This is a genomic window from Mesorhizobium sp. M1396, assembly GCF_040317725.1.
In the GTDB taxonomy this organism is placed as follows: domain Bacteria; phylum Pseudomonadota; class Alphaproteobacteria; order Rhizobiales; family Rhizobiaceae; genus Mesorhizobium.
In genome coordinates, this window is record NZ_JAMYLA010000030.1 from 59,199 (window position 1) to 83,593 (window position 24,395).

Annotated in this window: 24 protein-coding genes; 7 read left to right on the plus strand and 17 right to left on the minus strand. The window is 63.0% G+C overall.

Annotated features, from left to right (window positions below):
* Positions 1-17: 17 nt before the first annotated feature.
* The 3 genes from NKH02_RS20145 to NKH02_RS20155 all read right to left on the minus strand — a co-directional run bounded on the left by NKH02_RS20145 (position 18) and on the right by NKH02_RS20155 (position 1,672).
* Positions 18-326, minus strand: a complete 309-nt coding sequence (locus NKH02_RS20145; protein WP_352880941.1) for a putative quinol monooxygenase — start codon at positions 324-326, stop codon at positions 18-20.
* 63 nt (positions 327-389) lie between these two features.
* The gene (locus tag NKH02_RS20150; protein WP_352865986.1) at positions 390-1,172 is read right to left on the minus strand and encodes an SDR family NAD(P)-dependent oxidoreductase; all 783 of its coding nucleotides are present in this window, start codon (positions 1,170-1,172) and stop codon (positions 390-392) included.
* 62 nt (positions 1,173-1,234) lie between these two features.
* Positions 1,235-1,672 carry a DsrE family protein gene (locus tag NKH02_RS20155; protein WP_352880943.1) on the minus strand — a complete coding sequence of 146 codons (438 nt, stop codon included), beginning with the start codon at positions 1,670-1,672 and terminating at the stop codon, positions 1,235-1,237.
* A 102-nt stretch (positions 1,673-1,774) separates the two neighbouring features.
* Between NKH02_RS20155 and NKH02_RS20160 the strand changes: the two genes are divergently transcribed.
* The 3 genes from NKH02_RS20160 (at position 1,775) to NKH02_RS20170 (ending at position 3,573) form a co-directional block, all read left to right on the plus strand.
* Positions 1,775-2,878 (plus strand): hypothetical protein, encoded by a 1,104-nt coding sequence (locus NKH02_RS20160; protein ID WP_352880945.1) that lies wholly within the window; start codon positions 1,775-1,777, stop codon positions 2,876-2,878.
* A 66-nt stretch (positions 2,879-2,944) separates the two neighbouring features.
* Positions 2,945-3,190 carry an antitoxin gene (locus tag NKH02_RS20165; RefSeq protein ID WP_352866090.1) on the plus strand — a complete coding sequence of 82 codons (246 nt, stop codon included), beginning with the start codon at positions 2,945-2,947 and terminating at the stop codon, positions 3,188-3,190.
* Entirely contained in the window at positions 3,187-3,573 is a 387-nt protein-coding gene (locus NKH02_RS20170; RefSeq protein WP_352865991.1) for a type II toxin-antitoxin system VapC family toxin, read from the plus strand. The genes NKH02_RS20165 and NKH02_RS20170 overlap by 4 nt, the downstream gene beginning before the upstream one ends.
* Positions 3,574-3,579: 6 nt before the next feature.
* Here the strand turns inward: NKH02_RS20170 and NKH02_RS20175 are convergent, their stop codons facing one another.
* Positions 3,580-4,527, minus strand: a complete 948-nt coding sequence (locus NKH02_RS20175) for a cation diffusion facilitator family transporter (protein ID WP_352865993.1) — start codon at positions 4,525-4,527, stop codon at positions 3,580-3,582.
* A gap of 5 nt (positions 4,528-4,532) precedes the next feature.
* Entirely contained in the window at positions 4,533-6,722 is a 2,190-nt protein-coding gene (locus tag NKH02_RS20180; RefSeq protein WP_352880946.1) for an anthranilate synthase, read from the minus strand.
* A gap of 322 nt (positions 6,723-7,044) precedes the next feature.
* Here NKH02_RS20180 and NKH02_RS20185 point away from each other — a divergent pair, with 322 nt between their 5' ends.
* On the plus strand, positions 7,045-7,815 hold the full coding sequence (locus tag NKH02_RS20185; RefSeq protein WP_352880947.1) for an isocitrate lyase/PEP mutase family protein: 771 nt from the start codon (positions 7,045-7,047) through the stop codon (positions 7,813-7,815).
* Between the two features lies 1 nt (position 7,816).
* Here the strand turns inward: NKH02_RS20185 and NKH02_RS20190 are convergent, their stop codons facing one another.
* From NKH02_RS20190 to NKH02_RS20205, 4 genes are all read right to left on the minus strand, one after another.
* The gene (locus NKH02_RS20190; protein ID WP_352880948.1) at positions 7,817-8,872 is read right to left on the minus strand and encodes a M14 family metallopeptidase; all 1,056 of its coding nucleotides are present in this window, start codon (positions 8,870-8,872) and stop codon (positions 7,817-7,819) included.
* An 88-nt stretch (positions 8,873-8,960) separates the two neighbouring features.
* Positions 8,961-10,139, minus strand: a complete 1,179-nt coding sequence (locus tag NKH02_RS20195; RefSeq protein WP_352880950.1) for an MFS transporter — start codon at positions 10,137-10,139, stop codon at positions 8,961-8,963.
* 124 nt (positions 10,140-10,263) lie between these two features.
* Entirely contained in the window at positions 10,264-11,640 is a 1,377-nt protein-coding gene (locus NKH02_RS20200; protein WP_352880951.1) for an FAD-containing oxidoreductase, read from the minus strand.
* Entirely contained in the window at positions 11,637-12,098 is a 462-nt protein-coding gene (locus tag NKH02_RS20205; protein WP_352866008.1) for a DUF4126 domain-containing protein, read from the minus strand. Before NKH02_RS20205 ends, NKH02_RS20200 begins: the two co-directional genes overlap by 4 nt.
* 185 nt (positions 12,099-12,283) lie before the next feature.
* On the opposite strand from NKH02_RS20205, the gene NKH02_RS20210 reads away from it, so the two are divergent.
* On the plus strand, positions 12,284-12,841 hold the full coding sequence (locus NKH02_RS20210) for a sugar O-acetyltransferase (protein ID WP_352880953.1): 558 nt from the start codon (positions 12,284-12,286) through the stop codon (positions 12,839-12,841).
* Positions 12,842-12,856: 15 nt separating this feature from the next.
* On the opposite strand, the gene NKH02_RS20215 is transcribed toward NKH02_RS20210, so the two are convergent.
* Positions 12,857-13,849 carry a GlxA family transcriptional regulator gene (locus NKH02_RS20215; protein ID WP_352866013.1) on the minus strand — a complete coding sequence of 331 codons (993 nt, stop codon included), beginning with the start codon at positions 13,847-13,849 and terminating at the stop codon, positions 12,857-12,859.
* A gap of 127 nt (positions 13,850-13,976) precedes the next feature.
* Between NKH02_RS20215 and NKH02_RS20220 the strand changes: the two genes are divergently transcribed.
* Positions 13,977-14,621, plus strand: a complete 645-nt coding sequence (locus tag NKH02_RS20220; RefSeq protein ID WP_352880955.1) for a cysteine hydrolase family protein — start codon at positions 13,977-13,979, stop codon at positions 14,619-14,621.
* A gap of 66 nt (positions 14,622-14,687) precedes the next feature.
* On the opposite strand, the gene NKH02_RS20225 is transcribed toward NKH02_RS20220, so the two are convergent.
* From NKH02_RS20225 to NKH02_RS20255, 7 genes are all read right to left on the minus strand, one after another.
* Complete coding sequence (locus tag NKH02_RS20225) at positions 14,688-16,367, minus strand: formate--tetrahydrofolate ligase (RefSeq protein WP_352866019.1); 1,680 nt, start codon at positions 16,365-16,367, stop codon at positions 14,688-14,690.
* Positions 16,368-16,680: 313 nt separating this feature from the next.
* Entirely contained in the window at positions 16,681-17,805 is a 1,125-nt protein-coding gene (locus tag NKH02_RS20230; RefSeq protein ID WP_352866021.1) for a DUF2333 family protein, read from the minus strand.
* Positions 17,806-17,910: 105 nt separating this feature from the next.
* On the minus strand, positions 17,911-19,209 hold the full coding sequence (locus tag NKH02_RS20235; RefSeq protein WP_352880956.1) for a DUF6638 family protein: 1,299 nt from the start codon (positions 19,207-19,209) through the stop codon (positions 17,911-17,913).
* A 67-nt stretch (positions 19,210-19,276) separates the two neighbouring features.
* Positions 19,277-19,687, minus strand: a complete 411-nt coding sequence (locus NKH02_RS20240) for an endonuclease domain-containing protein (protein ID WP_352880958.1) — start codon at positions 19,685-19,687, stop codon at positions 19,277-19,279.
* Between the two features lie 69 nt (positions 19,688-19,756).
* Positions 19,757-21,667 carry an AAA family ATPase gene (locus NKH02_RS20245; protein WP_352880960.1) on the minus strand — a complete coding sequence of 637 codons (1,911 nt, stop codon included), beginning with the start codon at positions 21,665-21,667 and terminating at the stop codon, positions 19,757-19,759.
* A gap of 24 nt (positions 21,668-21,691) precedes the next feature.
* Complete coding sequence (locus NKH02_RS20250) at positions 21,692-22,837, minus strand: hypothetical protein (protein ID WP_352866029.1); 1,146 nt, start codon at positions 22,835-22,837, stop codon at positions 21,692-21,694.
* Between the two features lie 31 nt (positions 22,838-22,868).
* Positions 22,869-23,957, minus strand: coding sequence for a hypothetical protein (locus NKH02_RS20255; protein ID WP_352866031.1), 1,089 nt, complete (start codon positions 23,955-23,957; stop codon positions 22,869-22,871).
* 228 nt (positions 23,958-24,185) lie between these two features.
* Here NKH02_RS20255 and NKH02_RS20260 point away from each other — a divergent pair.
* Positions 24,186-24,395, plus strand: a 210-nt coding sequence (locus tag NKH02_RS20260; protein WP_352880961.1) for a transposase family protein, incomplete at its 3' end; no start/stop codon positions are given.

Genomic DNA, 24,395 nt, shown 5'->3' on the forward strand with positions numbered 1-24,395 from the left:
GGCGCCGTCTGTCCTGGTCAGCCGGTCTTGCCGTCAACCAGGCCGAAGCCGCCGACTGGGTGGGTTTCGACCTGGAATTCAAAGCCGGCGATGAACGGCCGCGCCTTGGCGATCGTCGCCTGGACTTCCGGAAGCTGCAGCGACGTCTTATGGCTTTCGGCGTCGATCCACACTTCGGTCACCCAGATCGCATCGGCATCCGCGGGGTCGCGGGCGATGATGTAGCTCAGACAACCCGGCAGGGCGCCGGTGCTGGCGCGCAGAAGTTCGATGACCGCGTCACGCTGGCCGCGCGCCGCCCGCATCTTGCCGATCAGTCCGTACATTCCGTTGTCTCCCTTTGAGGTTTTCGACAAGAACATGCAGATCGCCAGTATGCAGATAGCCGCTCAAGGCATCAACTGGCCGCCATTCACCTCGATCACCTGGCCGGTGATGTAGCCGCTCAAAAGATCGGAAGAGAGGAACAGATAGGCGCCGACGCAGTCCTGCGCCGTGCCCGCACGCCCCTGCGGAATCGTGGCGATCATGCCTTTCATCTGCTCGTCGGTCGAATAGCGCTCGTGGAAAGGGGTGAGAATGGTGCCGGGCGCCACCGCGTTGACGCGGATGCCGAAGCCGATCAGCTCCTTGGCCATGCCGCGCGTCACATTGGAGACGAAGGCCTTGGCCGAGCCGTAAAGCCCGGCGCCGCCGCCGGCACCATTGCGCGCGGCGATCGACGAGGTGTTGACGATGAAGCCGCCCTGTTTCTTCAGCCATGGGATCGCCTTGCGCGAGGCGGTCAGCACCGAGCGCGCGTTGAGATCCATCACCGCGTCGTAATGCGCTTCGGTCTGCTCGGCATAGGGCACGCGGCCAAGCATGCCGCCGGCATTGTTGACCAGCCCGTCGAGGCGGCCGAAATACCGCGCGCTGTCCTCGACGACGCGTTCGACATCGGCGGCAACGGAGAAATCGCCCTGGACGAGAAACACCTCGCCGCCCTTGTCGGCGATCGCCAAGCCGACCTTTTCGGCGGCGTCGCGGCTCGAGTTATAATGCAGCGCCACCTTGCATTTCTGCGCGGCATAAGCCAGCGCGAGCGCCGCGCCGATGCCGGTCGACGCACCGGTGACCAGCACCGCCTTGCCGGCAAGATCGGGTATGCTGAGTGTGGTTGTGGCTGGCACGGTTCTTCCTCCGGGATGTCGGCCCGTCCTTCGTAGGCCCTTGCCGCCCCGGTGTTCAAGCCTCACGGGCGCAGATAGGCGTAGCCCTGGCCTTGCAGTTCGGCGAGTTTGACGACGCCGCCCTTGTCGGCGGCATGGAAACCGGCGAGCAGGTCGGCGAGCGTAATATCCATGCCTTGCATGGTGTTGGCGCAGGCATGGGATTCCAGCCCCTGCCGCACCAGACCGGCGAAGCGCCCGGAAATCGCTGCCGATATGCCTTTCGACTTGAAGGCCGCCAAGGCAGGACCGTGCACGACCAGCACGATGTCGACATCGCCGCCGGTACCATCATAGTGGTTCTTGATGTTGCCGAGCACGAAGTTGACCTTTTCGACGTCGCTCAAGTGATAGGCGACCTTCTGCCTGGCAGGCTCGATGGTGGCTGCCTGCCCCGACCCCAGGCCAAGAAGCGTTCCGGTTCCGGCAAGAACCGCGCGGAACATTTCGCGCCGGCGCATGGCATCCTCCTCGGCTTGGCGGCCCACCGCGAATTGCGTGGCCGCGGCCACAATACTAGCATAAATTGACGTTGCGTCCTGTCGATGCGGAGGAGAGATCACATGGCGTTCGGGGTGGGGGAATGGAAGACAATTGCCGGCGCCGGGTTTGGTGTGGCGCTGCTTGCCACGTTTGCCGGCTCGGCCTTCGCCGATGATGCGCTCAAGCTCGCCGAACTCAGTCCCGACGGCACTGACGCCTGTTTCGGCCGCGTCTATGACGCGGCGCACCTCAAGGCGCATCCGAAGCAGAAGGTGGGGCGGATCTTCTTCCTCTATGGTCATGATCCGGTGAGCCGTCCCAATGAGCAGCCCGCCGCAAGTTCCGACTCGTCCTATAACGGCTTCATCGCCACCACCGTGCGCGGCGCCAAGGCGCCGGAATGGGCCGGCGGCTGGTGCAATCACGAGTCCGAGGATGACACGTCCGGCCCGATCCGTTGCGGCATGGACTGCGACCGCACCATGGCCTCGCTGAAGCTCGACGAGAATGGCCGCCTGATTGTCACCGGTGTGTCCCCCGATCTTTATCTCGATGCGGGATCGGAAGACGAACTTGGCGAGGCTGAGTATGACAGGCAGGCGCTCGGCTCGGAGGACGACAATTTCCGCCTCGACCCGATGCCGGCCGCGACCTGCAAGGCGGAGTTCGCGCGCATCGATCCGATCGACCCGGCACTCGGTCCGCCGCTGCGCGAGCGGCTGAAGCCGGACCAGGCGTTCTGCTATGGCCGCGACTATGACGGATCGCACCTTGCCTCGCATCCCGACCAGCTGACGCAGTCGATCCGGGTTTTCCGCGGATCGGTCGAACTGGCGTCCTTTGCCTCGGGCGGCGACGCCGCCAACTGGCCAGACGGTGCCGATATTGCCGTTGCCGTCACCACACGGCGTAAATCGGCTGAGGTGACGCAGACCTATTCCTGCCAGGGCGAGGCCGACCAGTGGCGCTGCGCGGCGAGCTCGAAGATGAGCGATTTCTCCTGCGACATCGCGCGGAAAGAGATTTTCCTCAAGCGCGGCGCCGACGGCACGATGATGCTGGCCAATCCCAACAGCGCTCTCGCGATCGTCGACCTGTGTTCGAAGGCCGCCGACGGCAAGACCAAATCCGACGACAAGGTCTATCGGCTGCAGCCGATGCCGCAATCGGCCTGCGCGCCATGAGCCCGGACTTGTCTACATCGCCATGAAGGAATATATCTTTGCTATATCTCATCTGAGGATAGCATGATGGAAAAAGCAAAAGTGTTCTGGTCGGGGAGGTCACAAGCTGTACGCCTGCCCAAGGAATTCCGTTTCGAAACAGACGAGGTTTCGATCCGCCGTCACGGACAGACCGTTATCCTGGAACCGGTTGCGCAGGATTGGGCGTGGCTCGACCAAGTGATCGGACCACTTGATAACGATTTCGCCGAGGCAGCACTGGAACGTCAGGACGGCCAGGATAGACCCGCCTTGGATGACGTCTTCAAGTGATCTACCTGCTCGACACCAATGCCGTTATTGCGGTCATCAAGGGCGATGATGGTCTGCTGACACTACTCAAACAGCGCACGCCGCAGGATTTTGCCCTCTCGGCGATAGTGGTACACGAATTGTACTATGGTGCTGAAAAGAGCCAGCGAAGGCCCGAAAATTTGGCACGCATCGAAGCTCTGCAGTTCCCCGTCCTCGAATTTGACCGGGAAGACGCGAGACATGCCGGCGAGATTCGGGCAACGCTTGCGACGTTGGGAACTCCAATCGGTCCCTACGATGCGTTGATCGGCGGGCAGGCGCGCGCTCGGAACCTTACGCTGATGACCCGTAATGTCCGGGAATTCGAGCGGATCAAAAATCTTTCAATCGAGACCTGGTGAACCGCCTCAAGCGAACGGCACGGCCGTCGTGCCCTTCGGCAGCTTGGCCTCGTCGTCGGGCTCGACATGGATGGTGACGCGCACCGAGGGGATCTCGGCCTTCAGGGCGTCCTCGATGCGGTCGCAGATGACATGGCTGGCGCCGACCGACATGTCGGCATCGACGACCAGATGGAACTCGATGAAGGTGGCGCGGCCGGCGATGCGTGTCTTGAGGTCATGCACCTCGAGCGCGCCCTTGCAGTTGGCCGAGATGACGTCGCGGATGCGCATGTGCTCCTGCGTGTCGACGGCGCGGTCCATCAGGCCGTTCATCGACGAGCCGATGACATGCCAGCCCTGCCACAGGATGTTCAGCGCCACGAGGACGGCAAGCGCCGGATCGAGGATCTGCCAGCCGGTCAGGATCGCTCCGACGAGACCGCCGAAGACGCCGATCGAGGTCACCACGTCGGTCATGATGTGGTTGCCGTCGGCGACCAGCGCCGGTGACTTCTCGGCCCTGCCGGCACGGATCAGCGTCCAGGCCCAGAAAGCATTGATCACCGTGGCGACGCCGTTGACGGCAAGACCTTCCCAGGGCTGTTCGAGTGGCGCGGGACTCTGCCAGGACCGCCAGACCTCGTTGAGGATCAAAAGCGCGGCGAGCACGATCAGCACGCCCTCAAGCACCGCCGAGAAATACTCCGCCTTGTGATGGCCGAAGGGGTGATCCTGGTCGGCCGGCTTGTAGCTGACCTGGATCGCCCAGAAGGCGGCGACCGAGGCGATGACGTTGACGATCGATTCCAGCGCGTCCGAATAGAGCGCGACGGAGCCGGTGACGTACCAGGCGACGAGCTTCAGACCTAGCACGATTGCCGCAATGATGATCGACCAGAAGGCAAGGTTGGCGACCTTGCGCTTCGCGGCCGCCTTGGCCGCGATCGCCATTGTGTTCTCGGCTTCGGCCATGATTGTCAGGCGGCCTTTTCCTTGGCCTTGCGCGGCAGGTGGGCGACGATGTTCTCGATGATGCGCATGCCGGCATTGTGGCCGAGCGTCATGATCGATTCCGGGTGGAACTGCACCGCGGCGATCGGCTCCTTGCGGTGCTCGAAGGCCATGATGACGCCGTCCTCGGTCTCGGCCGTGACGATGAAGTCATCGGGCAACCGCACCGGGTCGGCAAAGATCGAGTGGTAGCGGCCGACGGTGACCTCCTTGGGCAGGCCGGAGAAGATGATGCCCGGCTTCGAGACGCGGATGCGCGACGGCTTGCCGTGCATCGGCACATGCAACTGCCTGAGCTCGCCGCCGTAGGCTTCGGCCAACGCCTGCAGGCCAAGGCAGACGCCGAAGATCGGCAGGTCGCGGGCGCGCGCTCGTCTGATGGTCGCGGCGCAATCGAAGTCCTTCGGCGTGCCGGGGCCGGGCGACAGCACGACGAGGTCGGGCTTCAGCCGGTCGAACACTTCCTCCGGCACCGGCGTGCGCACGGTCGAGACATTGGCTCCGGTCTGGCGGAAATAATTGGCCAGCGTGTGGACGAACGAATCCTCGTGGTCGACGAGCAGGATGTTGACGCCGTCGCCGACGCGCGCGGTGGTGCGCTCGGTACTGGCGGAATTGCCTGTCTTGGCGTCGCGGATGGCGGAGAGCATGGCGGATGCCTTCAGTTCGGTTTCGGCTTCTTCTTCCTCAGGAATGCTGTCGAAGAGCAATGTGGCGCCGGCGCGCACTTCGGCAATGCCGTCCTTGATGCGGATGGTGCGCAGGGTGAGGCCGGTGTTCATGTCGCCGTTGAAGTTGACCATGCCGATCGCGCCGCCATACCAGGCGCGCGGGCTCTTCTCGTTCTGTTCGATGAAGCGCATGGCCCACAGTTTCGGAGCGCCGGTAACGGTAACCGCCCAGGCATGAGACAGGAAGGCGTCGAAGGCATCCATGCCTTCGCGCAGCCGGCCTTCGATGTGGTCGACGGTGTGGATCAGGCGCGAATACATCTCGATCTGGCGGCGGCCGATGACGCGCACCGAACCCGGCTCGCAGACCCGCGACTTGTCGTTGCGATCGACGTCCGAGCACATGGTCAGCTCGGATTCGTCCTTCTTGGAGTTGAGCAGTTTCAGGATCTGCTCGGAGTCCGAAATGGCGTCGTCGCCGCGCTTGATGGTGCCCGAGATCGGGCAGGTCTCGACGCGGCGGCCGTTGACGCGCACGAACATTTCGGGCGAGGCGCCGATCAGATATTCGCCTTCGCCCAGATTGATGAAGAAGGAATAGGGCGAGGGGTTGATCGACTTCAGCTTGCGCGAAATCTCGGATGGCTGCGTCTCGCAGCGCTCATAGAACATCTGGCCGGGGACGACCTCGAACAGGTCGCCGCGCTTGAACGAATCCATCGCCTTGCGTACCAGATTGGCGTATTCGCCAGGTTCATGGTCGCCGCGCGGCGGGATGCGGTCAGGGCCCTTGAACGGCTCGGCGATTTCGTCGCGCGGCAACCCTTCCGTCGAAAACCCGTCGCCGGCATAGTCGTAGCGGTCGGTCCAGGCCTTGGCCGAATAATGGTCGACGACGAGGATCTCGTCGGGCAGGAACAGCACCAGGTCGCGCTGGCTTTGCTTGCGCTCGAGCTTGTAGTCGACCGGGTCGAACTGGAAGGCGAGGTCGTAGCCGAAGGCGCCATAGAGACCGAGATTGGCGTCTTCCTCGGTCTTGAACAGCGCGGTGATGGCGCGCAGGACAGTAAACACCGAAGGAACGCGGCTGCGCTCCTCCTCGGTGAACACACGGCCGGGTTTGGCGACGTCGAGGCGGATGAGCTTATTCGATGTCTCGGCGATTGTGACGTCGGCGAGGCCGCCCAGCGCCTTGCCGATGACCGGCAACAGCGCCTCGCCGCGGCGGTTCAGCGCCTCGATGCGCATGGCGCGGCCACGTGCCGAGATGACCAGCGGCGGGTCGATGATGGCGGTGTCCCAGCGCGTGTAGCGGCCGGGATATTCATAGTTCGAGGAAAACACGGCGCCCCGGCGCGAATTCAGGCCGTCGACGTAAGCGTCGATCGCGCCCGCATAGGGCCGGTCGTGGCGCTCGCGAGTGATGGTCACGCCACCCGCGGTCACGAAACTTTCCGCCCCGTTATCCAGAACCTTCATCGTCATTGCCGTCTCCATCAGCTTCTTTGGGGCAACGGACCCGGGAATGGCTTGGAAAAAACAAATGGCCGCCCGGACTTTCCGTTGCGGCCACCCTCTCTTTTCGCGCACGCGCGTTCGAACAGGCCGCTGTCAGCAGGCCCACCACCAAATGGTCTTGGTCGAACGCATATTCATGGCGAAATCCATAGCTGCGAAAGGGAGGATACGCAACTGGTTTGAAAAGCCTGTCCGGTGGCCGCCGCTTCTGCATCTCATGGCAGATCGCCAGAGCCGACAGTGCGGCCTAGATTGTTCATCCAAACAGCAGGAACATGGGAAAATACCAATGACCGAGCAGATCGAGCGCGCGCGCACGTTCCATTCCCTCCACGTCAAGGGAAACCCGATCGTTCTCTACAATGCATGGGATCCCGGCTCGGCCAAGATCGTCGAGAAAGCAGGAGCCAAGGCCATCGCCACCGGAAGCTGGCCGGTGGCGGCCGCCTTCGGATATGCCGATGGCGAGAAGATCCCGCTGGAACTGGCGATCGACAACATCAGGCGCATCGTCGGGTCGGTCGACCTGCCGGTGACGATGGACCTCGAGGGCGGCTACGGCGTCGCCCCGGACATCGTCGCCCGCACGGTGACGCTCGCCTTGCAGGCCGGGGCCATCGGCTTGAATTTCGAGGATCAGATCGTCGGCGGCACCGGCCTGCATGACATCACCGTGCAGGTGAAACGCATCGAGGCCGCGGCGGCCGCCGTCAGGCAATCGGGTATACCGGTTTTCCTCAACGCCCGGACCGACATCTTTCTCAAGGCGAAGCCGGATGCGCATGACAAGGCGCTGCTCGATCAGGCGATCGAACGGGCGCGGGCCTATGAAAAGGCCGGAGCGAACGGCTTTTTCGCGCCGGGCCTTGGCGATGAGGGCCTCATCGAGGCGCTCTGCAAGGCAATCGCGTTGCCGGTCAACATCATCGCGCTGGCGCATGTGCCGCCGCGCCAGCGGCTGGCCGAACTCGGCGTCGCCCGCATCAGCCACGGACCGGTGCCCTACCGGCAGATGGCGGAATGGCTGGAGGCGAAGGCGCGGCAGGCCATTTCTGGCTAGATCAATCTTCCAGCGTGCCCGACCTGGCGTCCGCGCTCTTCCTGTCGCCGACCAGCTTCAGCAGATCCTCGCCGGCGCGGATGATGCGGCGCGAGCGGCGGGTCAGGATGACGCCGCCCTGCGGCGCGAAGACTTCGGTGCGGCCATCGGCTTCGCCCGGCGCATGGACGATGGTGACCAGCCTTGCGCCTTTGGCGACGCGGTCGCCGGGCTTCACGTCGTAGAGCACCGCGCCTGCCCGGGGTGCGGGCATCATGTCGATGTTCTCCAGGGGCGCGACGGTGCCGGTGAAGGGACCGGGCGCGGACAGGGTGTTATCGGCGATCACGCCGCGCCCCACCAGCAGCCGGTAGAGCCCTTCGGCGTCGGCGGCGGCCAAGGCGCCGTCGACATCGAGGATGCCACGATATTCGACCGTGGTGGCGACGCGGCGGTCGAGCTTCGCCACATCGGCGGGAACGTTCTGGTAGGGCATGATCGCGGCGCCTTCGAAGGTGCCGTCGGTGTCCTCGCTCCACAGCACGACCGCATCGACGCCCATGGCGGCGGCGCAATCGGCCATCGCCGGCCACAGGCTGGTGTGGACGTAGAGATAGGCGAGGCCCTCGTCGTCGCAGTGCAGGTCGAGCACGATGTCATGGCCAAGCGACAACTGCACCAGCCGGCTCTTCAGCCGCTGGTCGACCGTGCCAAGTGCGGTGTCGTGCAAGAGGGCTGTGTCGGGCGCGGCCAGTAGCGGAAAGCCGCGGTTGAAATTGGTGCGGGTGCCCAGATGGAAGCGGCCCTGATGTTCGCCGAAATGATATTGCGCCCGGCCGACCGGGTTGGCCCAGGGCACGATGGTGAGGTTGCCCTTGATGCGGCCTTCGGCTTCGGCCTTGTTGAGCATCGGCATCAGCGCGTCGATGGCGACGACGCCCGGCAATTCGCCGGCATGGAGCGCTGCCTGCAGATAGGCGGATGGGGCGGCCTTGTCCGCACCCGCAAAGCGGAACAGCGGGAATTCGTAGGAAACACCTTCGCTTTCGCCGGCGATGCGCTCGATCGATTTCTGCATGACGTCCTCCATCAAGAGCGACAAGACATGCCCATTTGAAGGTGCCGATGTCGATTGGTCCAGACTGCCGCGCTATGGGCGCAAGCGGCTACTCCGCGGGAGCCTGGAGAGGGATGACGGGCGCGGGGCGATCCAGCGCCTGCGACAGCACAGCGACGGTGACCGCCAGCAGGGCAAGTGCCGCGCCGACCAGCGGCAAATTGGCATAGGAGACACCGGTGGAAAGGGCCACGCCGCCGATCCAGGCGCCGCTGGCATTACCGACATTGAAGGCGCCCTGGTTCAGCGTGGCGGCCAGGTTCGGCCCCTCGGAGGCCGCCTCGACGACGCGGATCTGCAGCGGCGGCACGACGACGAAGATGAGCAGACCCCAAAGGAAGACGATGCCGATGGCAACGCTGGCTATGGCGCCGAACTGCATGAAGCCGACAAACAGCAACGCCAGCAACAGCAGGGTGCCGATGACCGTCGGCATCAGTTTCCAGTCGGCCAGCCTGCCGCCGATGATGTTGCCGATGGTCATGCCGGCTCCGAACAGCAGCAGCACCCAGGTGAACGCGGAGGTGGACAGGCCGGATACGTCGGTCAAATAGGGTTTGATGTAGGTGAAGACGGCAAACAGGCTGGCCGAGGCCAGGGCGGCGATCAGCATCGCCAGCCAGACCTGCAGTTTGCCCAGCACGCGCAATTCGCCACGCAGGCCGCCGCCGCTCGGTTCAGTGACATCGGATGGCACCAGCCAGGCGATCGCCGCGACCGAGATCAGGCCGATGCCGACCACGGCCAGGAAGGTGGCGCGCCAGCCGAGGGCTTCGCCAAGCGCGGTGCCAGCCGGAACGCCAAGGATGTTGGCCAGCGTCAGTCCGGCGAACATGAGCGCGATGGCGCTGGCGCGCTTGTTGCGCGGCACCAGGCTGGCGGCAACGACCGAGCCGATGCCGAAGAAGGCGCCATGGCCGAAGGCAGTGAAGACGCGCGCGGCCATAAGCGTCCAGTAATTGGGCGAGATGGCGCAAAACAAATTGCCGACGACGAACAGCACGGCGAGGCCAACCAGCACCGGCTTGCGCGGCAAATGCGCGGTGGCCATGGCGACAATCGGGGCGCCGAAGACGACGCCTAACGCATAGCCGGTGACCAGCAGGCCCGCGGAAGGGATGGACACGCCGAGATCGGCGGCGACCTCCGGCAGCAGGCCCATGATGACGAATTCGGTGGTGCCGATGCAGAAGGACGCAATAGCAAGCGCAAGGATCGGCAAGGGCATGGGGCGTCCAGACTGAATCGGTTCAAAATTGAGACTGCGCGAAGGACGCCACCGTTCGCAAGCTGCATTGCTGCATTGCAGCAATGCAGAAAAGAAAGGGCTTTGAAATAGGTCGCCGCTGCTCTCAAACCAGCGGCTTCAGCTCCTGGGCAATGGTCGGCAGCAATTCCGAGACATTGGGATGGATGTGCACGGCGCGCGCGAGCGTGTCGACGGGCGCTTTGGCGTACATCAGGTCGAGCACGCAATGCACCGCCTCGTCGCCACCGGGGCCGAGCACCGAGCAGCCGAGGATCTGCCTGGTGTCGGCATCGACCAGGATCTTCATGAAGCCTTGCGTCTCGCCCTTTTCGATGGCGCGGCCGACGCGGGTCATCGGCCGCTGGCCGACGAGTGCGCGACGGCCGGATTTCCTCACCGCAGCCTCGGTCATGCCGCAGCGGCCGAGCGGCGGGTCGATGTAGAGCGCATAGGCTTCGATGCGATCGCTGACCTTACGCGGATCGTTGTCGAGCAGGTTGGCGGCGACAATCTCGTAGTCGTTGTAGGAGGTGTGGGTGAAGGCGCCCTTGCCGTTGCAGTCGCCCATCGCCCAGATGCCGGGCACGCTGGTGCGCAGCTGGTCGTCGACAATGACGAAGCCGCGCCGGTCGACCTCGACGCCGGCCTTTTCCAGGCCGAGGTCGTCGGTGTTGGGCGTCCGCCCCAGGGCCAGCAGCAAATGCGAGCCGACCGCCGGCGGTTTGCCGGCCGAGAAGGTCACGGCAATATCCCCGCCCTGTTTGGCGAAGCTGATGTCGTCGGCACCGACATGGACTGTGATGCCTTCGTTTTCGAGGATCGACAGGATGGCGGCCGAGACGTCCTCGTCCTCGCGGCCGGTCAGGCGGAGGCGCTTCTCGATGACGGTGACTTCCGAGCCGAAGCGGCGGAACATTTGCGCGAATTCGAGCGAGACATAGCTGCCGCCGACGACGATGAGATGGCGCGGCAGCACGTCGAGATCCATCATCGAGGAATTGGTCAAATAGTCGATGTCGTGGATGCCGGGCAGGTCGGGCACCGTGGCTCGGCCGCCGGTGTTGAGAAAGATTTTCTCGGCGGTCAGAAGGTCGTCGCCGACGCGGACCGTGTTGGCGGATTCGAACCGAGCATGGCCACGGTAGAGCGTGCATTTGTCCATGCCTGCGATCCAGGTCTCCAGATTGGTGCGGGCGTCGATCGTCACCTTGTCCTTGCGCGCCTTGATCCTGGCATAGTCGATGCCGACTGGGCCGCCGAGCGTGACGCCATAGTCGGCCGCACGCCGCGCCAAGTGCGCGGCATAGGCGCTGGCGACCATGGTCTTGGTCGGCATGCAGCCGGTGTTGACGCAAGTGCCGCCAACCAGCTTGCGTTCGATCAGCGCCACGCTCATGCCTGCCGCATTCAGCCGGCCGGCCAGCGAAGGGCCGGCCTGTCCGGCGCCGATGACGATGGCGTCGAAGGTTTTCGTTGTCATGCCACCGCCGCTACGATCAGCAAGCCGCCGAGGATCGCCACCGCGTCCTCGATGAAGGCGGCGGGCCGATCCTTGCCGAAGGCTGCCGCCAGCCGTCCGCGTGCTTCGGCGCCGCCCAGCGTGCCGATGACAGCGCCGATGGCGCCGGCGATCAGGCCGCCGATGGTGGCGCCGCCTGTCGCGCCGATCACCGCGCCAGCGAAGGCACCCAAAATGATGCGGGCGCCGAATTGCTGCGGCACTTTCCGGCTTGGCGTAGACGGCAATTGGTCGGTGACCAGCTCGACGATGGCCAGTATGGTGAAGATGCCGACGGCTGCCCAATGGCTCATGAAGCTCGCCCAGGTGCCAGCAACCGACAGCCAGCCGAGCCAAGCGCCCCAGGCAACCGCGGCCGGCGCGGTCATGGCGCGAAGACCGGCAATGATACCGATCAGAAGTGCGAGAATGTAAAGCATCGTCGATCCCCCTCGATCGCCGGGCCAGGACAGTCCGGCAAGAGCAGGCTAGCATAGGTCCGGCATTTGACCAGCGCATGACTGCGAAAAATCCGAATGGATTTGCGCTGGTGCTGCCGGGGCGCTGGCACTTCCCCGTTCACTGCAATTGTGCTTTGGCAGTGACGTCACATGGAGACATCGTCATGGCTGGAAGCGAGCGCGCAAGGATGGCGGCCGGCGAATGGTATACGTGCCTCGACGACGAACTGGAGGCTTTGCGGGCGATAGCGCGCGACGCGGTGTTCGAGCATAATTGCCTGCCGCCGCGTCAGCGCGGCAACCTCGGACCGGGCTTGAAGGTGCTGCTCGGCAAAGCCGGCGAGGGCGCCCGTATCGAGGCGCCGTTCCATTGCGCCTACGGTTTCAACATCTTTCTCGGCGACGGCGTCTTTCTCAATGCCGGCTGCACCATCCTCGATACGGCGAGCGTGCGCATCGGCAAGGGAACGCTGCTTGGTCCCAATGTTCAGATCTACTGCGCCGAGCATCACAAGGAGGCCAGCGGGCGGCAAGCCGGACTGGAGATCGCCAGGTCGGTCGAGATCGGCGCCAATGCCTGGATCGGCGGTAGTGCCGTCATCCTCGGCGGCGTCGGCATCGGTGACGGCGCGATCGTCGGTGCCGGTGCGGTGGTGACCCGCGACGTGGCCGCCAACACCACGATGGTCGGCAACCCCGCGCGGGCGGTCAAGCGGGATTGAGCAGGATTGAACAGATCAGCAGGAAAGTGCCATGCGCTCGTCCCTCTGATCGGGCCGCCTGGAGAATTCGCGCCGGTATTGCGCCGGCGATGTCTTGAGCCGCGCGGCGAAATGCTGGCGCAGCGAGGTGGCGCTGCCGAAGCCGGCCTCGAAGGCCACCATGTCCATCGACTTTTCCGTCGCCTCCAGCAGCCGCTGCGCCAGTTCTATCCGCTGACCGGTCAGCCATTCGCCGAAACTGGTGCCGATCGATTTCTGGAAGCGGCGGGTGAAGGTGCGCCTTGTCAGACCGGCGGCATCGGCGACGCTGTCCAGGCTGTGCCTCTCTCCGAGCGTCGCGCGAACCGCGTCGAGGGCTTGGGCGAAACGGTCGGCATCCGCGCTCCTCGCCACCGGATGCTCGATGAACTGTGCCTGCCCGCCCTGCCGATGCGGGGAAAGCACGATCTGACGGGCGAGCCGCAGGGCGGCTTCCGCGCCATAGCGGGCGCGCACGATGTGGAGACAGCAGTCGAGACCAGCGGCGACGCCGGCCGATGTCACGACATCGCCATTGTCGACATAAAGCACCGTGGCATCGACGGTGATGTCGGGGTGGAGTGTTTGCAACTGTTCGGAATAAGCCCAGTGCGTGGCGGCACGGCGGCCCGACAGCAACCCGGCTGCGGCGATGGCAAAGGTTCCGAGGCACAGCCCGACAATCAAAGCGCCGCGCCGGTGTGCCTGGCGCAGCGCCTCCATCAGCAGCGGCGACGCCGGCTCGCCGAGATGATGCCAGCTTGGGATAATGACGATGTCGGCGCCATCAAGCCCTTCGAGCCCATGTGGGGCGGCAACGGTCAAGCCAGCCTCGGTGTGGATCGGGCCGGCCTTGACCGCGCAGATGCGGAAGTCGAAGCGCGGCAGACCAAGCGCCGTCCTGTCCTCACCGAACACCAGGCACGGCACGGAAAGATGGAATGGGCTGATGCCGTCGAAGGCGAGGACGGCAATGATCGGGTCGGTCATGGGTGCCTCCAGCGAGTGAGCGTGGATTGTCCCAATTCTTTCGGATGATGTAAATCGGGCCACTTTTAGCGGCCCGGCGGTCCGCCTATTTTCGGCCCATCGCATTCAAGCAGGAAAGGAAAACACAATGTCTGACCCAGCCAACACCACGCCACGACGGGCGCTGATCGTCGTGGATGTGCAGAACGACTATGACGGCGGCAATCTCGCCATCCAGCATCCGCCATTCCGCGACAGCGTCGTCAATGTGGCGCGGGCGATGGATGCGGCGGCAGCGGCCGGCATCAAGGTGGTGGTCATCAAGCAGATGGCGCCGGAGACATCGCCGATCTTCGCCAAGGGCAGCCATGGCGGCGAACTGCATCCCGAGATCGCCAGGCGCGAGCGCGACCACTATGTCGAAAAGAACCTGCCCAGCGCCTTCACCGGCACCGATCTCGAGGACTGGTTGCGTGCCAACGCCATCGATACGATCACGGTGGTCGGCTACATGACGCACAATTGCGACCTGTCGACCATCATACACGCCGTGCATATGGGCTTTGCCGTCGAGTTCCTGTCCGACGCCACCGGCTCGGTGCCTTACGCCAACAGCGCCGGCTACGCCTCGGCCGAAGAGATCCACCGCGTGGTCACGATCATCCTGCAGTCGCGCTTCGCCGCCGTGCTCAAGACCGCCGAATGGGTCGAGTGCCTGAAGACCGGCGCTCTGCCGGAACGCGATACCATCTTCGGCTCCAACCAGCGGGCGCTGTCGCGCAGTGCTGCTTAGGACTGTCCGAAAAGAGAAAAGGGCGCCGCATCGCTGCGGCGCCCTTTTTGTCGAAACTGCAAAATCTCAGAACAGGCCTTCGATCTGACCCATTTCGTTGAGGAAGATCTTCTCCGAGGACGGCGCCCTGGGTAGCCCTGGCATGGTCATGACCTCGCCACAGATGATGACGACGAAGCCGGCACCAGCCGAAAGCCTGACTTCGCGCACCGGAACGGTGTGGCCGGTCGGCGCGCCGCGCAAATTCGGGTCGGTCGAGAACGAATACTGGGTCTTGGCCATGCAGACTGGGAGGTGGCCGTAGCCGGCCTGCTCCCAGGCGTGCAACTGGTCGCGCACCGACTTGTCGGCAATCGCCTCCGAGCCGCGATAGATGCGCTGGACGATGGTGTTGATCTTCTCGAACAGCGGCATGGCATCGGGATAGAGCGGCGCGAACTGCGAGGCGCCGGATTCGGCCAGCGCCACCACCTTGTTGGCGAGGTCCTCGATGCCGGCCGAGCCATGGGCCCAGTGCTTGCACAGGATGGCTTCCTCACCCATCGAAGCGACATAGTCCTTCATCGCCTGGATCTCGGCGTCGGTATCGGAATAGAAATGGTTGATGGCCACCACCGCCGGCACGCCGAACTGGCGGATGTTCTCGATGTGGCGGCCAAGGTTGGCGCAGCCCTTCTTCACCGCTTCGACGTTTTCCTTGCCGAGGTCTTCCTTCTTGACGCCGCCATTCATCTTCATGGCGCGCACGGTGGCGACGATGACGGCGGCCGCTGGCTTCAGCCCAGCCTTGCGGCACTTGATGTCGAAGAACTTTTCCGCACCGAGATCGGCGCCGAAGCCGGCTTCGGTGACGACATAGTCGGCAAGCTTGAGCGCCGTCGTGGTGGCGACGACCGAGTTACAGCCATGCGCGATGTTGGCGAACGGGCCGCCATGCACGAAGGCCGGGTTGTTCTCCAGCGTCTGCACCAGGTTCGGCTGCATGGCGTCCTTCAGCAGTACGGCCATGGCGCCGTCTGCCTTGAGGTCGCGGGCATAGACCGCAGACTTGTCGCGACGGTAGGCGACGATGATGTCGCCGAGGCGCCTTTCCAGGTCCTTCAGATCGGTGGCCAGGCACAGGATGGCCATGACTTCCGAGGCGACGGTGATGTCGAAGCCGCCCTCGCGCGGAAAGCCGTTGGCGACGCCGCCGAGCGAGCAGATGATTTCGCGCAGCGCACGGTCGTTCATGTCCATGACGCGGCGCCAGACCACGCGGCGGTTGTCGATACCGAGCTCATTACCCCAGTAGATGTGGTTGTCGATCAGCGCCGACAAAAGGTTATGCGCGGTGGTGATGGCGTGGAAGTCGCCGGTGAAGTGGAGGTTCATGTCCTCCATCGGCACGACCTGCGCGTAGCCGCCGCCGGCAGCACCGCCCTTGACGCCGAAGTTCGGGCCGAGCGAGGCCTCGCGGATGCAGACGATCGCCTTCTTGCCGATGCGGTTCAGGCCGTCGCCGAGGCCGACCGTGGTCGTCGTCTTGCCTTCGCCGGCCGGCGTCGGGTTGATGGCGGTGACGAGGATCAGCTTGCCGTCCTTGTTGCCCTTCACCGACTTGATGAACTCGGCGGAGATCTTGGCCTTGTCGTGGCCATAGGGCAGCAGATGCTCGGTCGGGATGCCGATCTTCTGGCCGATCTCCTGGATCTGCTTTTTCCTGGCGCCGCGCGCGATCTCGATGTCGGACTTCACTTCGGCCATGACGGCTTTCCTCTGGATTGGACGGTGGAGGGGACGGGTTTGATGTCACTCGCAAGCAGGTTGGAACCGGGCGCGGGCATGTTCTAACCCTGTCGCTGCCGCGGCGTCAACTTGTATGCAACTAAGTTTCCTATAGAGAAAATTCCTCTGCGGACCGGCCGACCTGTCATCGGTTCTTCCTAGCTCCGTTGCCGCGCCGTATAGAAGCCAGAGGACGCGTCGTTCCGCCGTCTCAAAACAGCCGCACAATGCACGGAATGCGACAGAGGCGACGGCGCAAATTCGCCATCGCGTGGTGCCCAATGGAACAGCGTTACTGAGTCAGCACGTTGCTGATTTCGACCATGTTGGAGCGCACCCTGAGCACGTAGAAGCCCATTGTCGTCAGGTGCGTCGGCAGGATCCAGCCGTCCTCGCGGCCGTTGGCGATGATGAAGGGCTGGATGCGCAGCGCCGAGACGAACTGCGAGTCCATCGTGTCCCACAGGTTCTGCAGATGCTTTTCCTTGATGACGTCGTCGAAGTCCGCCTGGGCGCCCTTCATCAGGCCGTAATAGCCGTAGAGCTGGCCATAGGCGAACCAGAAGCGGTCGTCGGCGCGGAAATCGAACCAGCCATTGTTGTGGTTTTCAGCTCGTTCCTTGAGGATCGCCGAGGTCGAGCCGATGTCGGACGAGATACGGTCGATATATTGTTTCAAATTGTCGGCGCGGGCGTCGAACGTCGCCTGGCAGGTGGCAAGGCGAGCGTTGAAGGAACGCAGCATGCGGACGGCATCGCGATAGTAGCTTGGCGTCGGCGTCTTGGGGCCGAACGGGTTCAGGCCGAAATACCAGGTCTCCTCGTCGAACTGCAGATTGCCGCGGGCATTCTGCAGATCGCTGTCGATCTGCGAGGTGGTGCGCACACGGCCGAGATTGTCGGCGAGTTCGGTCGCGGTGCGCCGCACTGCCTGGTTGATGCCGCGCTGGAACGAGGCCTTGTTATCCATCCACGGCGTGTTGTCCCAGTCGATGCCGAACAGGCCGAGCTTGTAGAGGATCATCGACGAGATCCAGGCATTCTGGTTGACGTTGAAATCGGTCAGGTCGGCCGCCACCTGGGCGATGCCGGAGTTGCCGCAGGTCTTGGCCGTGTCGGTGCCGGAGCCCGCAGAGAGCTGTTCGCCGGCGGAGACGTTACGTTTCTCGAAAGTGTATGTGTCGGGGTAGTTCGGGTTGAAATTGTTCCACCACTGGGTGGCGTAGAAGAAATTGGCGTAGAGGCCGATCAGCACCAGCAAAGCCAGGCCGAGCGCCGCCTTGAGGATCCAGCCGCGCTGCGTGTACCAGCGCCCGGCCCACAGGAACGGCCACAGGATCGCGCCGATCACAAGCCCAATGCCGCGGCCGATCCACTGGAAAATCCGGGTGAAGAAGTTCACGATCGGATCGAGCATGGCAATGTCATCCCCTCAAAGCACGATGCCAAAAAGTTGCAGACTTTTTGGATAACATCATGCGCCAAAACAGTAAGTTAGAACGAAGTGACGGTTCATTTCGTTCTAGTCAGTCAGACCGTAAAGGCGTGTGCGAAACGCCACCTTGTCCTTCAAATATGTGGTTTTGAGAACGTCCACAACATGCGATCGCCAGGCGTCGCTGAAGCCGTCATAGTCCTTGTAGAAGCCCTGCTTGTTGAAGATGTAGCGCGAGACGAAGTCCGACGGCACGAAATCCGAGATCAGCCGGTTGGTCAGCCAGGCGTCGGGATGATCGGGCTTGGCGCGGATCACCAGGAAGCGCTGCTGCGGGAAGACATCCTCGATCTTGAGGTGGCCGAGCTGGGCGATCTCGCGCTTGGCGGCGTTGAGAAAGGGAAAGTTGCCGTCTTTGGTGATCATGTCGGCATGGCTCTGGATCCAGGTCTGCAGCCAGACCTTGTCGACGTCGGTCAGGTTGCGGTTCGGGTCGGCGTCCCGGATCAGCGCGCGCACCACCATCTCGGCGCGATGCTCGAGATAACCCGATGTCTCGACCCAGGAGGCGCGCGGCAGCTCGATGCGCCCGGTGGTGGCGAGGAATTTGAACACCTTGTCGGCATCGCTGATCGAGATATAGCTCACTTGCCACGGTCGCGAACGGCGGAAACCGGGAGCCGCCGGATCGCTGATCACGGTCGTCATATCAGGGTCGACGAACACGTAGAGGCCGCCGAAATGGCTGGTCCAGTAGGCGTTGTGGCGGAAGATCACCTGGTCGGGCACCAGCGCGTTCTCGCGGATGTCGCCGCAGATCTTGGCGAGCTCTACCATGCGGGTCAGCATGGCGTTGTCGCGCCAGGCGTCGGGCTCCTGCTTCAGCCGGTCGACGAGCTTGCCGAGTTCGGCGGCCTTGCCCAGCACATTCTCGGCCGACAGCACCTTGAACTCGACCTGGCTGATCGACAGCAGATCCTCGATGTCGTTGACCTTGGGAATGGAATCCTCGATCTCGCCGTAGATCACGTCCTTGATGGTCAGCGCGTCGATGGCGCGCTGGTTCTTGGACATGAACTCGAACATCAGCTGCGAGGTGTTGGAGAAGGCCGTGTGCACCACCGGCAGGTCGATCTGCGACGGCGTCAGGATGATGAAGCGGCGGTTGACCTCGTTGGGATCGAGATAATCGTAGTCGCCGCATTCCTCGGCCACTTCGGGCGAGAAGCCGGTGCGGTCGATCTGAAAGCTTTTCAGCTTGGTGGGGTTCAGGCCGAACGCGGCGAGCGCCTTGTTGTAGCGCTGGATCAGGTGCGACTCGTCGACCGTCAGCAGCCGGCCATAAATCAGCTCATTGTCGCGCAAAAGGTCGGGTTTCTTGATCATCTTCCCTTCTCCCCGTTTACGGGGAGAAGGTGCCCGAAGGGCGGATGAGGGGCGGCGCAAACGCTCATCATCTTTCCTCTGGCGTGGCTGACGGCAGAAATTTCGCGTCGATACCGATCATTTTTTCATCCAACCGACCGTCCAGGGCTGCAACAATCGTCTCCAGCACGCTCCTGCGGTCAGTGAGGACATCAGCGTTCCAGACCCTCAACACCGACCAGCCATTCCTGTTCATGGTTTCGTCCCTGTATCGATCATGAGATCGATTTGCGTGCTGGCTTCCATCGACTTCCACAACAAGATTGGTTTCTCGGCAGGCGAAATCGGCGAAGTAGGGTCCGATCGGCAGTTGGCGAATAAATTTGTGACCATTCAATCGTCGCCCACGCAGTTCGTGCCACAGCCATTCCTCGGCATCATGCTCGACTTTTCGGAGCTGACGGGCTCTTGCTACCTTTGGCTCATTACTGCCTCGCATAGCGCTGCCCCTCATCCGCCCTTCGGGCACCTTCTCCCCGTGAACGGGGAGAAGGAAGAGGCGTCAAGCTCACGCATTCCAAAGCCCCTTCTTCTTCATCTCTTCCATCTCCCGCGCAGCCCGTTCGCGCAGGCGCGCGTCGCGCAGCAGCTTTTCCACGGCGGAGTCGTCGGACTTGTCGGAATAGCGGAACTCAGAGTCGGCGTAGCGGTTGATTTCCTGCATGACCATGTCCATCGAGAACGGACCGCGCAGTTCCTCGATCATCGTTTTCTTCTCGTCGTAGCCCTTGTGCATGAAGACTTCCGGCTTCTCGAACCAGTCGTCGGGCAGCTCGATGTCCATGGCGCGCATCTTGATGGCATCGGTGACGTTCTTGATGGCGCGGCCGGTGAAGCGCGGTTCGGCATCCTTGATCAGGTGCAGATAGGTGCCGATGTCGGCCATCGATTTCGGCGCGCCGTTCTCCTTCATGTAGCGTTCGTAGACCTTCATCAGCCCGTCTTCCCGCGGCTTCTCGTGCTCCTCATAGGCCTCGGTCACGGCGCGCTGGATTTCCTGCGCGGCGTAGAGCTTATGGTCGCCGAGCGGGATCTTGTGGTTCTTGCCGGCAAGCAGCACGAAGATGTCGATGTAGTCGTCGCGGCTCTGCGGTCCGTCGACCAGCCAGCGGGCGCCGGCGCGCTGGCGCAGCGCGTCGTCGACGTTCTCGGGATAGTTGGAGAACATGCCGAACGAGCAGTTGCCCCGCACCACGGTGGCGGCGCCCGCGAAGGCGTCCATCAAAACGCCGGTTATCTCCTGCTGGCCGGCCGAGGCGCGGTCGTCGGAGCGGCGCGCCGCCACCTGGTCGATGTCGTCGATGGTGCCGAAGCCGATGACGCGCGGGTTCAAGACATTGTTGATGAACTGGCGGCAGTTCTGGCCGGATTTGCCCTGATAGGACGAGATCTGGTCAACGCCGAAATTCTCATAGGCGAAGGGATAGCCGGCGACCTGGCAATAGCCGTTGACGAGGCCGGCGATCATCTGGATCAGCGTCGTCTTGCCGGTGCCGGGCGCGCCGTCGCCGATGAAGGTGAACAGGAAGCCGCCGAGCTCGACGAACGGGTTCATCTCGCGCTCGAAGTCGTAGGCCATCAGCATCTTGGCGAGCTTGACCGACTGGTACTTGGCAATGTGGTTGCCGACGACCTCCTCCGGCTTCTTGAAGGTCATCACCAGCGGCTTGGAGCGCTTGCCCGGCGCGACGTCGAAACCATCGAGGGTGAAGTCGTCGGCATCGATACGGATATGGGCGTTCTCGAACGGGCCGATGCCGTCGAAGCGGCCCTTGCGCGCCAGAAGCCCGTCGATGGCGACGCGGGCAAAGGCGCGCGCCCGGGTCATCAAGTCGGCGTCGTCGGACGATCCTGAGATCGCCTTGTCGAGGCCAGCGAGGATCGACTTCACCGCATCCTGCGGCGTGTCGAACAGGAAGTCGGGCTCGGGGATATCGTTGGGCGCCTCGCCGTCGCTGTCGATCAGCTGGAACAGATAGGAGGCGAGGCTGAAGGCGGAGATGTAAGCCGAGGCCGACAGAAGCTTCTTGAAGGTGGACGCCTCGTCGCCTTCGAGCGGGGCGCGGGTGTTCTTGGCCTGCAGGCTTTCGAGGTCCGAGCCTTCGGCGAAAACATCAGATATTGCGAGCGCGATCGCCGTGCCGCGCCGGGCGCGGAACAGGAGCGTGTGCTGCGGGATGGTCAGCAACTGGTCGTCGGGATGGACGGCGCCGACGGTCTTGGCTAGCTCGACTTCGCGCGTGCGGCGCACCGAACCGACCGAGACGGTCGAGACGAAGCGGCGGTTGGTGCCGGCAAGTGCCGTGCCCGATTCGCGTGACGGATCCTCCAGCACGACGATGCGGGTGATGAAGCTTTGCGCGGTTGCGCGGTGCTTTTCGATCGCAGCTTCCGGTATGGTGGTCAGGCCGGTATCCATGAAGGTTGCTCCGTGGTGTGACGGTCAGACGTCTGAGATGACCTGCCCGTTGGACAGGATGTGAACCTTGTAGCCGGCAAAAATCTTCTGCGCCTCGCCGACGGCATAGAGCGCCTGATAGGCCTCGTGCGGGATCAGCGCGTGGTTTTCGTAGCTCGACACGCCCTGGCGGGCGGCTTCCAGATCGTCGGTGTTGATGAAGAATTCCTGCGTTGTCTTCTCGCTTGAAAACAGCCCCTTGCGGCCCGGCTTCTCAGCCTTGGAATAGACCTCCTGGATGGTCCAGGTGAGCAGCCAGGCATTTTCGGGCTTGCGCACCTTGGCGAGCACCTCGGTCACCGTCGAATTGTTGTCGGTAATGCCAGCCGAATAGAATGGTCCGAGCACGACGCGGCGCAGCTGCTTGGGATGCAGCGGCTCGAAATCCTTGTCGAGGTTGACCGCGATGGTCGCCGGCGACAGGGTATAGGCGGAGTTCTTCTCGGTGAAATCGTCGAAACGGTGGGCGAGCTCGGGATTGAGCAGGCCGTCGACCGGCAGCGGAATGTCGATCGTCTCGTTCAGTTTGCCGTTTCTGTCGACAAGCTGTCGGACCATGTCTTCGGAAGAATCCTCCACCGTCACCATGTAGACCAGAGGCAGGTTGGCGCTGCCGTCGAACGTCGCCCAGTGGACGAGATAGTAGGGACGCCCCGTCTTCGGGTTGACCGAGACCTTGGCCGTTTGCGCCAGGGTGAACGGGCCGAACGTGTTTTCGCTCTTCACGTCCTCGAGATAGAGCCTCTCGGCCATCGACTTCTGCAGCGCCTCGGGGAATTCCTTGTGGCGCAGGATGAAGTCGGCCATCTCCTCGCGCAACTCGCCGGCCAGCGGAATGTTGGCCAGCCGCGCATCGGCCTGGCGGCGGTCATTTTCCAGTTCGAGCAGGTTCTGGAAGACCGGGAAGCCGCTTTCGGCCCGCGAAATGCGGAACGTGTCCATGAAGCCCAGCCGGTTGCGCCAGCAGGCGAATGACTTGTCGAGCCGGGCGATGTATTCGGCGACGATCTTGGCGACGATGCCATGCCGGTACAGCGGCGAGCGATCGTCGCGCATGAACACTTCAAGGCCACTGAGCGCGGCCGTGATGGCGGAGAAATACCGTGCCGCCGCTTCGTTTTCGCGGGTCATGCTTGTGTGCTCGCGGGCAGTCCTGTCACTCCTAAGACTGCACGTAGTTCGCCGAATTGTGCTTCTTCAGCACCTCGTCGAAGCGGCGGGCAAAGGCATCGTCGGCCAGCTTCTTGCGGCGCTGGATGTCGGCAGTGGCGACCATGTTCTTCTCGTGCATCTCGAGCAGGTCGCCGATGTGCTTTTGCGAGGCGGCACCGATGCCGGCCATGGTTTCCTCGGCGGTGTTGTCGACCTGGCTGCCCAGCGTGTTGATCTTGTGGGCGACGTCCTGCTGGGCGGCGGTCTTCAGCGAATCTTCGAGCGCCTTGTAGAGGACGATGCGTTGCTCGGTGTCGATGGTCAGCTTGTTGATCAGCGTCGACTGCGCGGCGATCTGGTTGTTGAGCGAATCGACGAAGGTCTGGAACATCGAGGTGTAGCGCTCGAGCGTCTGGCTCTCGGCCAGCAGCTCCTGTTCCTTGGCCTGCTTTTCATTGTATTCCGTCGCCAGCTTGGAGCGCTCGCCTTCGAGCTGCGTGCGCTCCTTCTGGCTGGTCGAAGCGGCGATCTTGTTTTCGATGTCGAGCAGCATCGGGTTGAGTTCCTCGATGCGCTTCTGCACGGCTTCGAGGTTGGTCATGGTGGTCTTACGGCGCTCGATGACCTGTGACAGGCTGGTCTCGGAGGTCTTGTAGCGCTGGTCGAGGACCCCTTTCTGCGCCTTCAGGATGCCGACGATGGTGTCGGACTTGACCAGCAGTTCCTGCAGATTGCCGGCCAGCGACATGTTGCGGACGCGGTCGGTGCGCATGCGCTGCTTGCTCTGGCTGGAGAAGACGCCGATGAATTTTTCCCAGCCGGTGTAGTTCTTCATGCTCTCGAACTCGGCGCCGAAGACGTTGGTGGCGTCCTCCAGCCCGATGATCAGGTCGGCGATGTTGCCTTCCATCACCTTCTGCTGCTTCAGCACATCCTCGATGCGGGCGTTCTCGATGTCGAAATTGGCGTCGCCGATCTTCTTGTCGGCGGTGGCGAGCGTATCAAGCACGGTGCCGGACTGCTCGATCTTGGTGCGCATGTCCTGCACGACCTGCTTGGTCTTGGCAATTTCGGCGTCGAAATTCTGCAATGTCGCCATTGGGGCCTCCCGCTTCGGCATCACGTCGCTGGTCGCGAACAGCGGCGAATATATGTGGGGCATCCGGGGATTGAAAGACGCAAGACAAGACCCGCCCCGAAAACAAAATATTCGGTCACGGTCTTGAAAGGCAATGGAGGCGCAGGGCAATCGGGTGAGTTAACGCGTGACAAGGGGTTTGGGAGCTGAATCTGTCGAGAGCATCTGATTCTTTGGAGGATGCACTGGATGGACGATGTGGCTTGCGATGCCGGTGCGTTGGCGGAAACGGTTGTTTTTCTGAGTCATTTCAAGGATCTGCCTGATGGTCGGCAGAGTGCGAAGGTAAGATATCCGCTGGATGAGGTGCTGCTGCTGTGTCTTGTGGCGGTGATCGCCGGGGCGGAAACCATCACCGACATCGCCCGCTTTGGTGACAGGAAGCTTGATCTCTTGCGC

Bases quoted from the DNA above. Each gene is read 5' to 3' on its own strand.
- NKH02_RS20145 (WP_352880941.1), bottom strand. From the start codon at position 326: ATGTACGGACTGATCGGCAAGATGCGGGCGGCGCGCGGCCAGCGTGAC.
- NKH02_RS20155 (WP_352880943.1), bottom strand. From the start codon at position 1,672: ATGCGCCGGCGCGAAATGTTCCGCGCGGTTCTTGCCGGAACCGGAACG.
- NKH02_RS20160 (WP_352880945.1), top strand. From the start codon at position 1,775: ATGGCGTTCGGGGTGGGGGAATGGAAGACAATTGCCGGCGCCGGGTTT.
- NKH02_RS20165 (WP_352866090.1), top strand. From the start codon at position 2,945: ATGGAAAAAGCAAAAGTGTTCTGGTCGGGGAGGTCACAAGCTGTACGC.
- NKH02_RS20175 (WP_352865993.1), bottom strand. From the start codon at position 4,527: ATGGCCGAAGCCGAGAACACAATGGCGATCGCGGCCAAGGCGGCCGCG.
- NKH02_RS20180 (WP_352880946.1), bottom strand. From the start codon at position 6,722: ATGACGATGAAGGTTCTGGATAACGGGGCGGAAAGTTTCGTGACCGCG.
- NKH02_RS20185 (WP_352880947.1), top strand. From the start codon at position 7,045: ATGACCGAGCAGATCGAGCGCGCGCGCACGTTCCATTCCCTCCACGTC.
- NKH02_RS20190 (WP_352880948.1), bottom strand. From the start codon at position 8,872: ATGCAGAAATCGATCGAGCGCATCGCCGGCGAAAGCGAAGGTGTTTCC.
- NKH02_RS20195 (WP_352880950.1), bottom strand. From the start codon at position 10,139: ATGCCCTTGCCGATCCTTGCGCTTGCTATTGCGTCCTTCTGCATCGGC.
- NKH02_RS20200 (WP_352880951.1), bottom strand. From the start codon at position 11,640: ATGACAACGAAAACCTTCGACGCCATCGTCATCGGCGCCGGACAGGCC.
- NKH02_RS20205 (WP_352866008.1), bottom strand. From the start codon at position 12,098: ATGCTTTACATTCTCGCACTTCTGATCGGTATCATTGCCGGTCTTCGC.
- NKH02_RS20210 (WP_352880953.1), top strand. From the start codon at position 12,284: ATGGCTGGAAGCGAGCGCGCAAGGATGGCGGCCGGCGAATGGTATACG.
- NKH02_RS20215 (WP_352866013.1), bottom strand. From the start codon at position 13,849: ATGACCGACCCGATCATTGCCGTCCTCGCCTTCGACGGCATCAGCCCA.
- NKH02_RS20220 (WP_352880955.1), top strand. From the start codon at position 13,977: ATGTCTGACCCAGCCAACACCACGCCACGACGGGCGCTGATCGTCGTG.
- NKH02_RS20225 (WP_352866019.1), bottom strand. From the start codon at position 16,367: ATGGCCGAAGTGAAGTCCGACATCGAGATCGCGCGCGGCGCCAGGAAA.
- NKH02_RS20230 (WP_352866021.1), bottom strand. From the start codon at position 17,805: ATGCTCGATCCGATCGTGAACTTCTTCACCCGGATTTTCCAGTGGATC.
- NKH02_RS20235 (WP_352880956.1), bottom strand. From the start codon at position 19,209: ATGATCAAGAAACCCGACCTTTTGCGCGACAATGAGCTGATTTATGGC.
- NKH02_RS20240 (WP_352880958.1), bottom strand. From the start codon at position 19,687: ATGCGAGGCAGTAATGAGCCAAAGGTAGCAAGAGCCCGTCAGCTCCGA.
- NKH02_RS20245 (WP_352880960.1), bottom strand. From the start codon at position 21,667: ATGGATACCGGCCTGACCACCATACCGGAAGCTGCGATCGAAAAGCAC.
- NKH02_RS20250 (WP_352866029.1), bottom strand. From the start codon at position 22,837: ATGACCCGCGAAAACGAAGCGGCGGCACGGTATTTCTCCGCCATCACG.
- NKH02_RS20255 (WP_352866031.1), bottom strand. From the start codon at position 23,957: ATGGCGACATTGCAGAATTTCGACGCCGAAATTGCCAAGACCAAGCAG.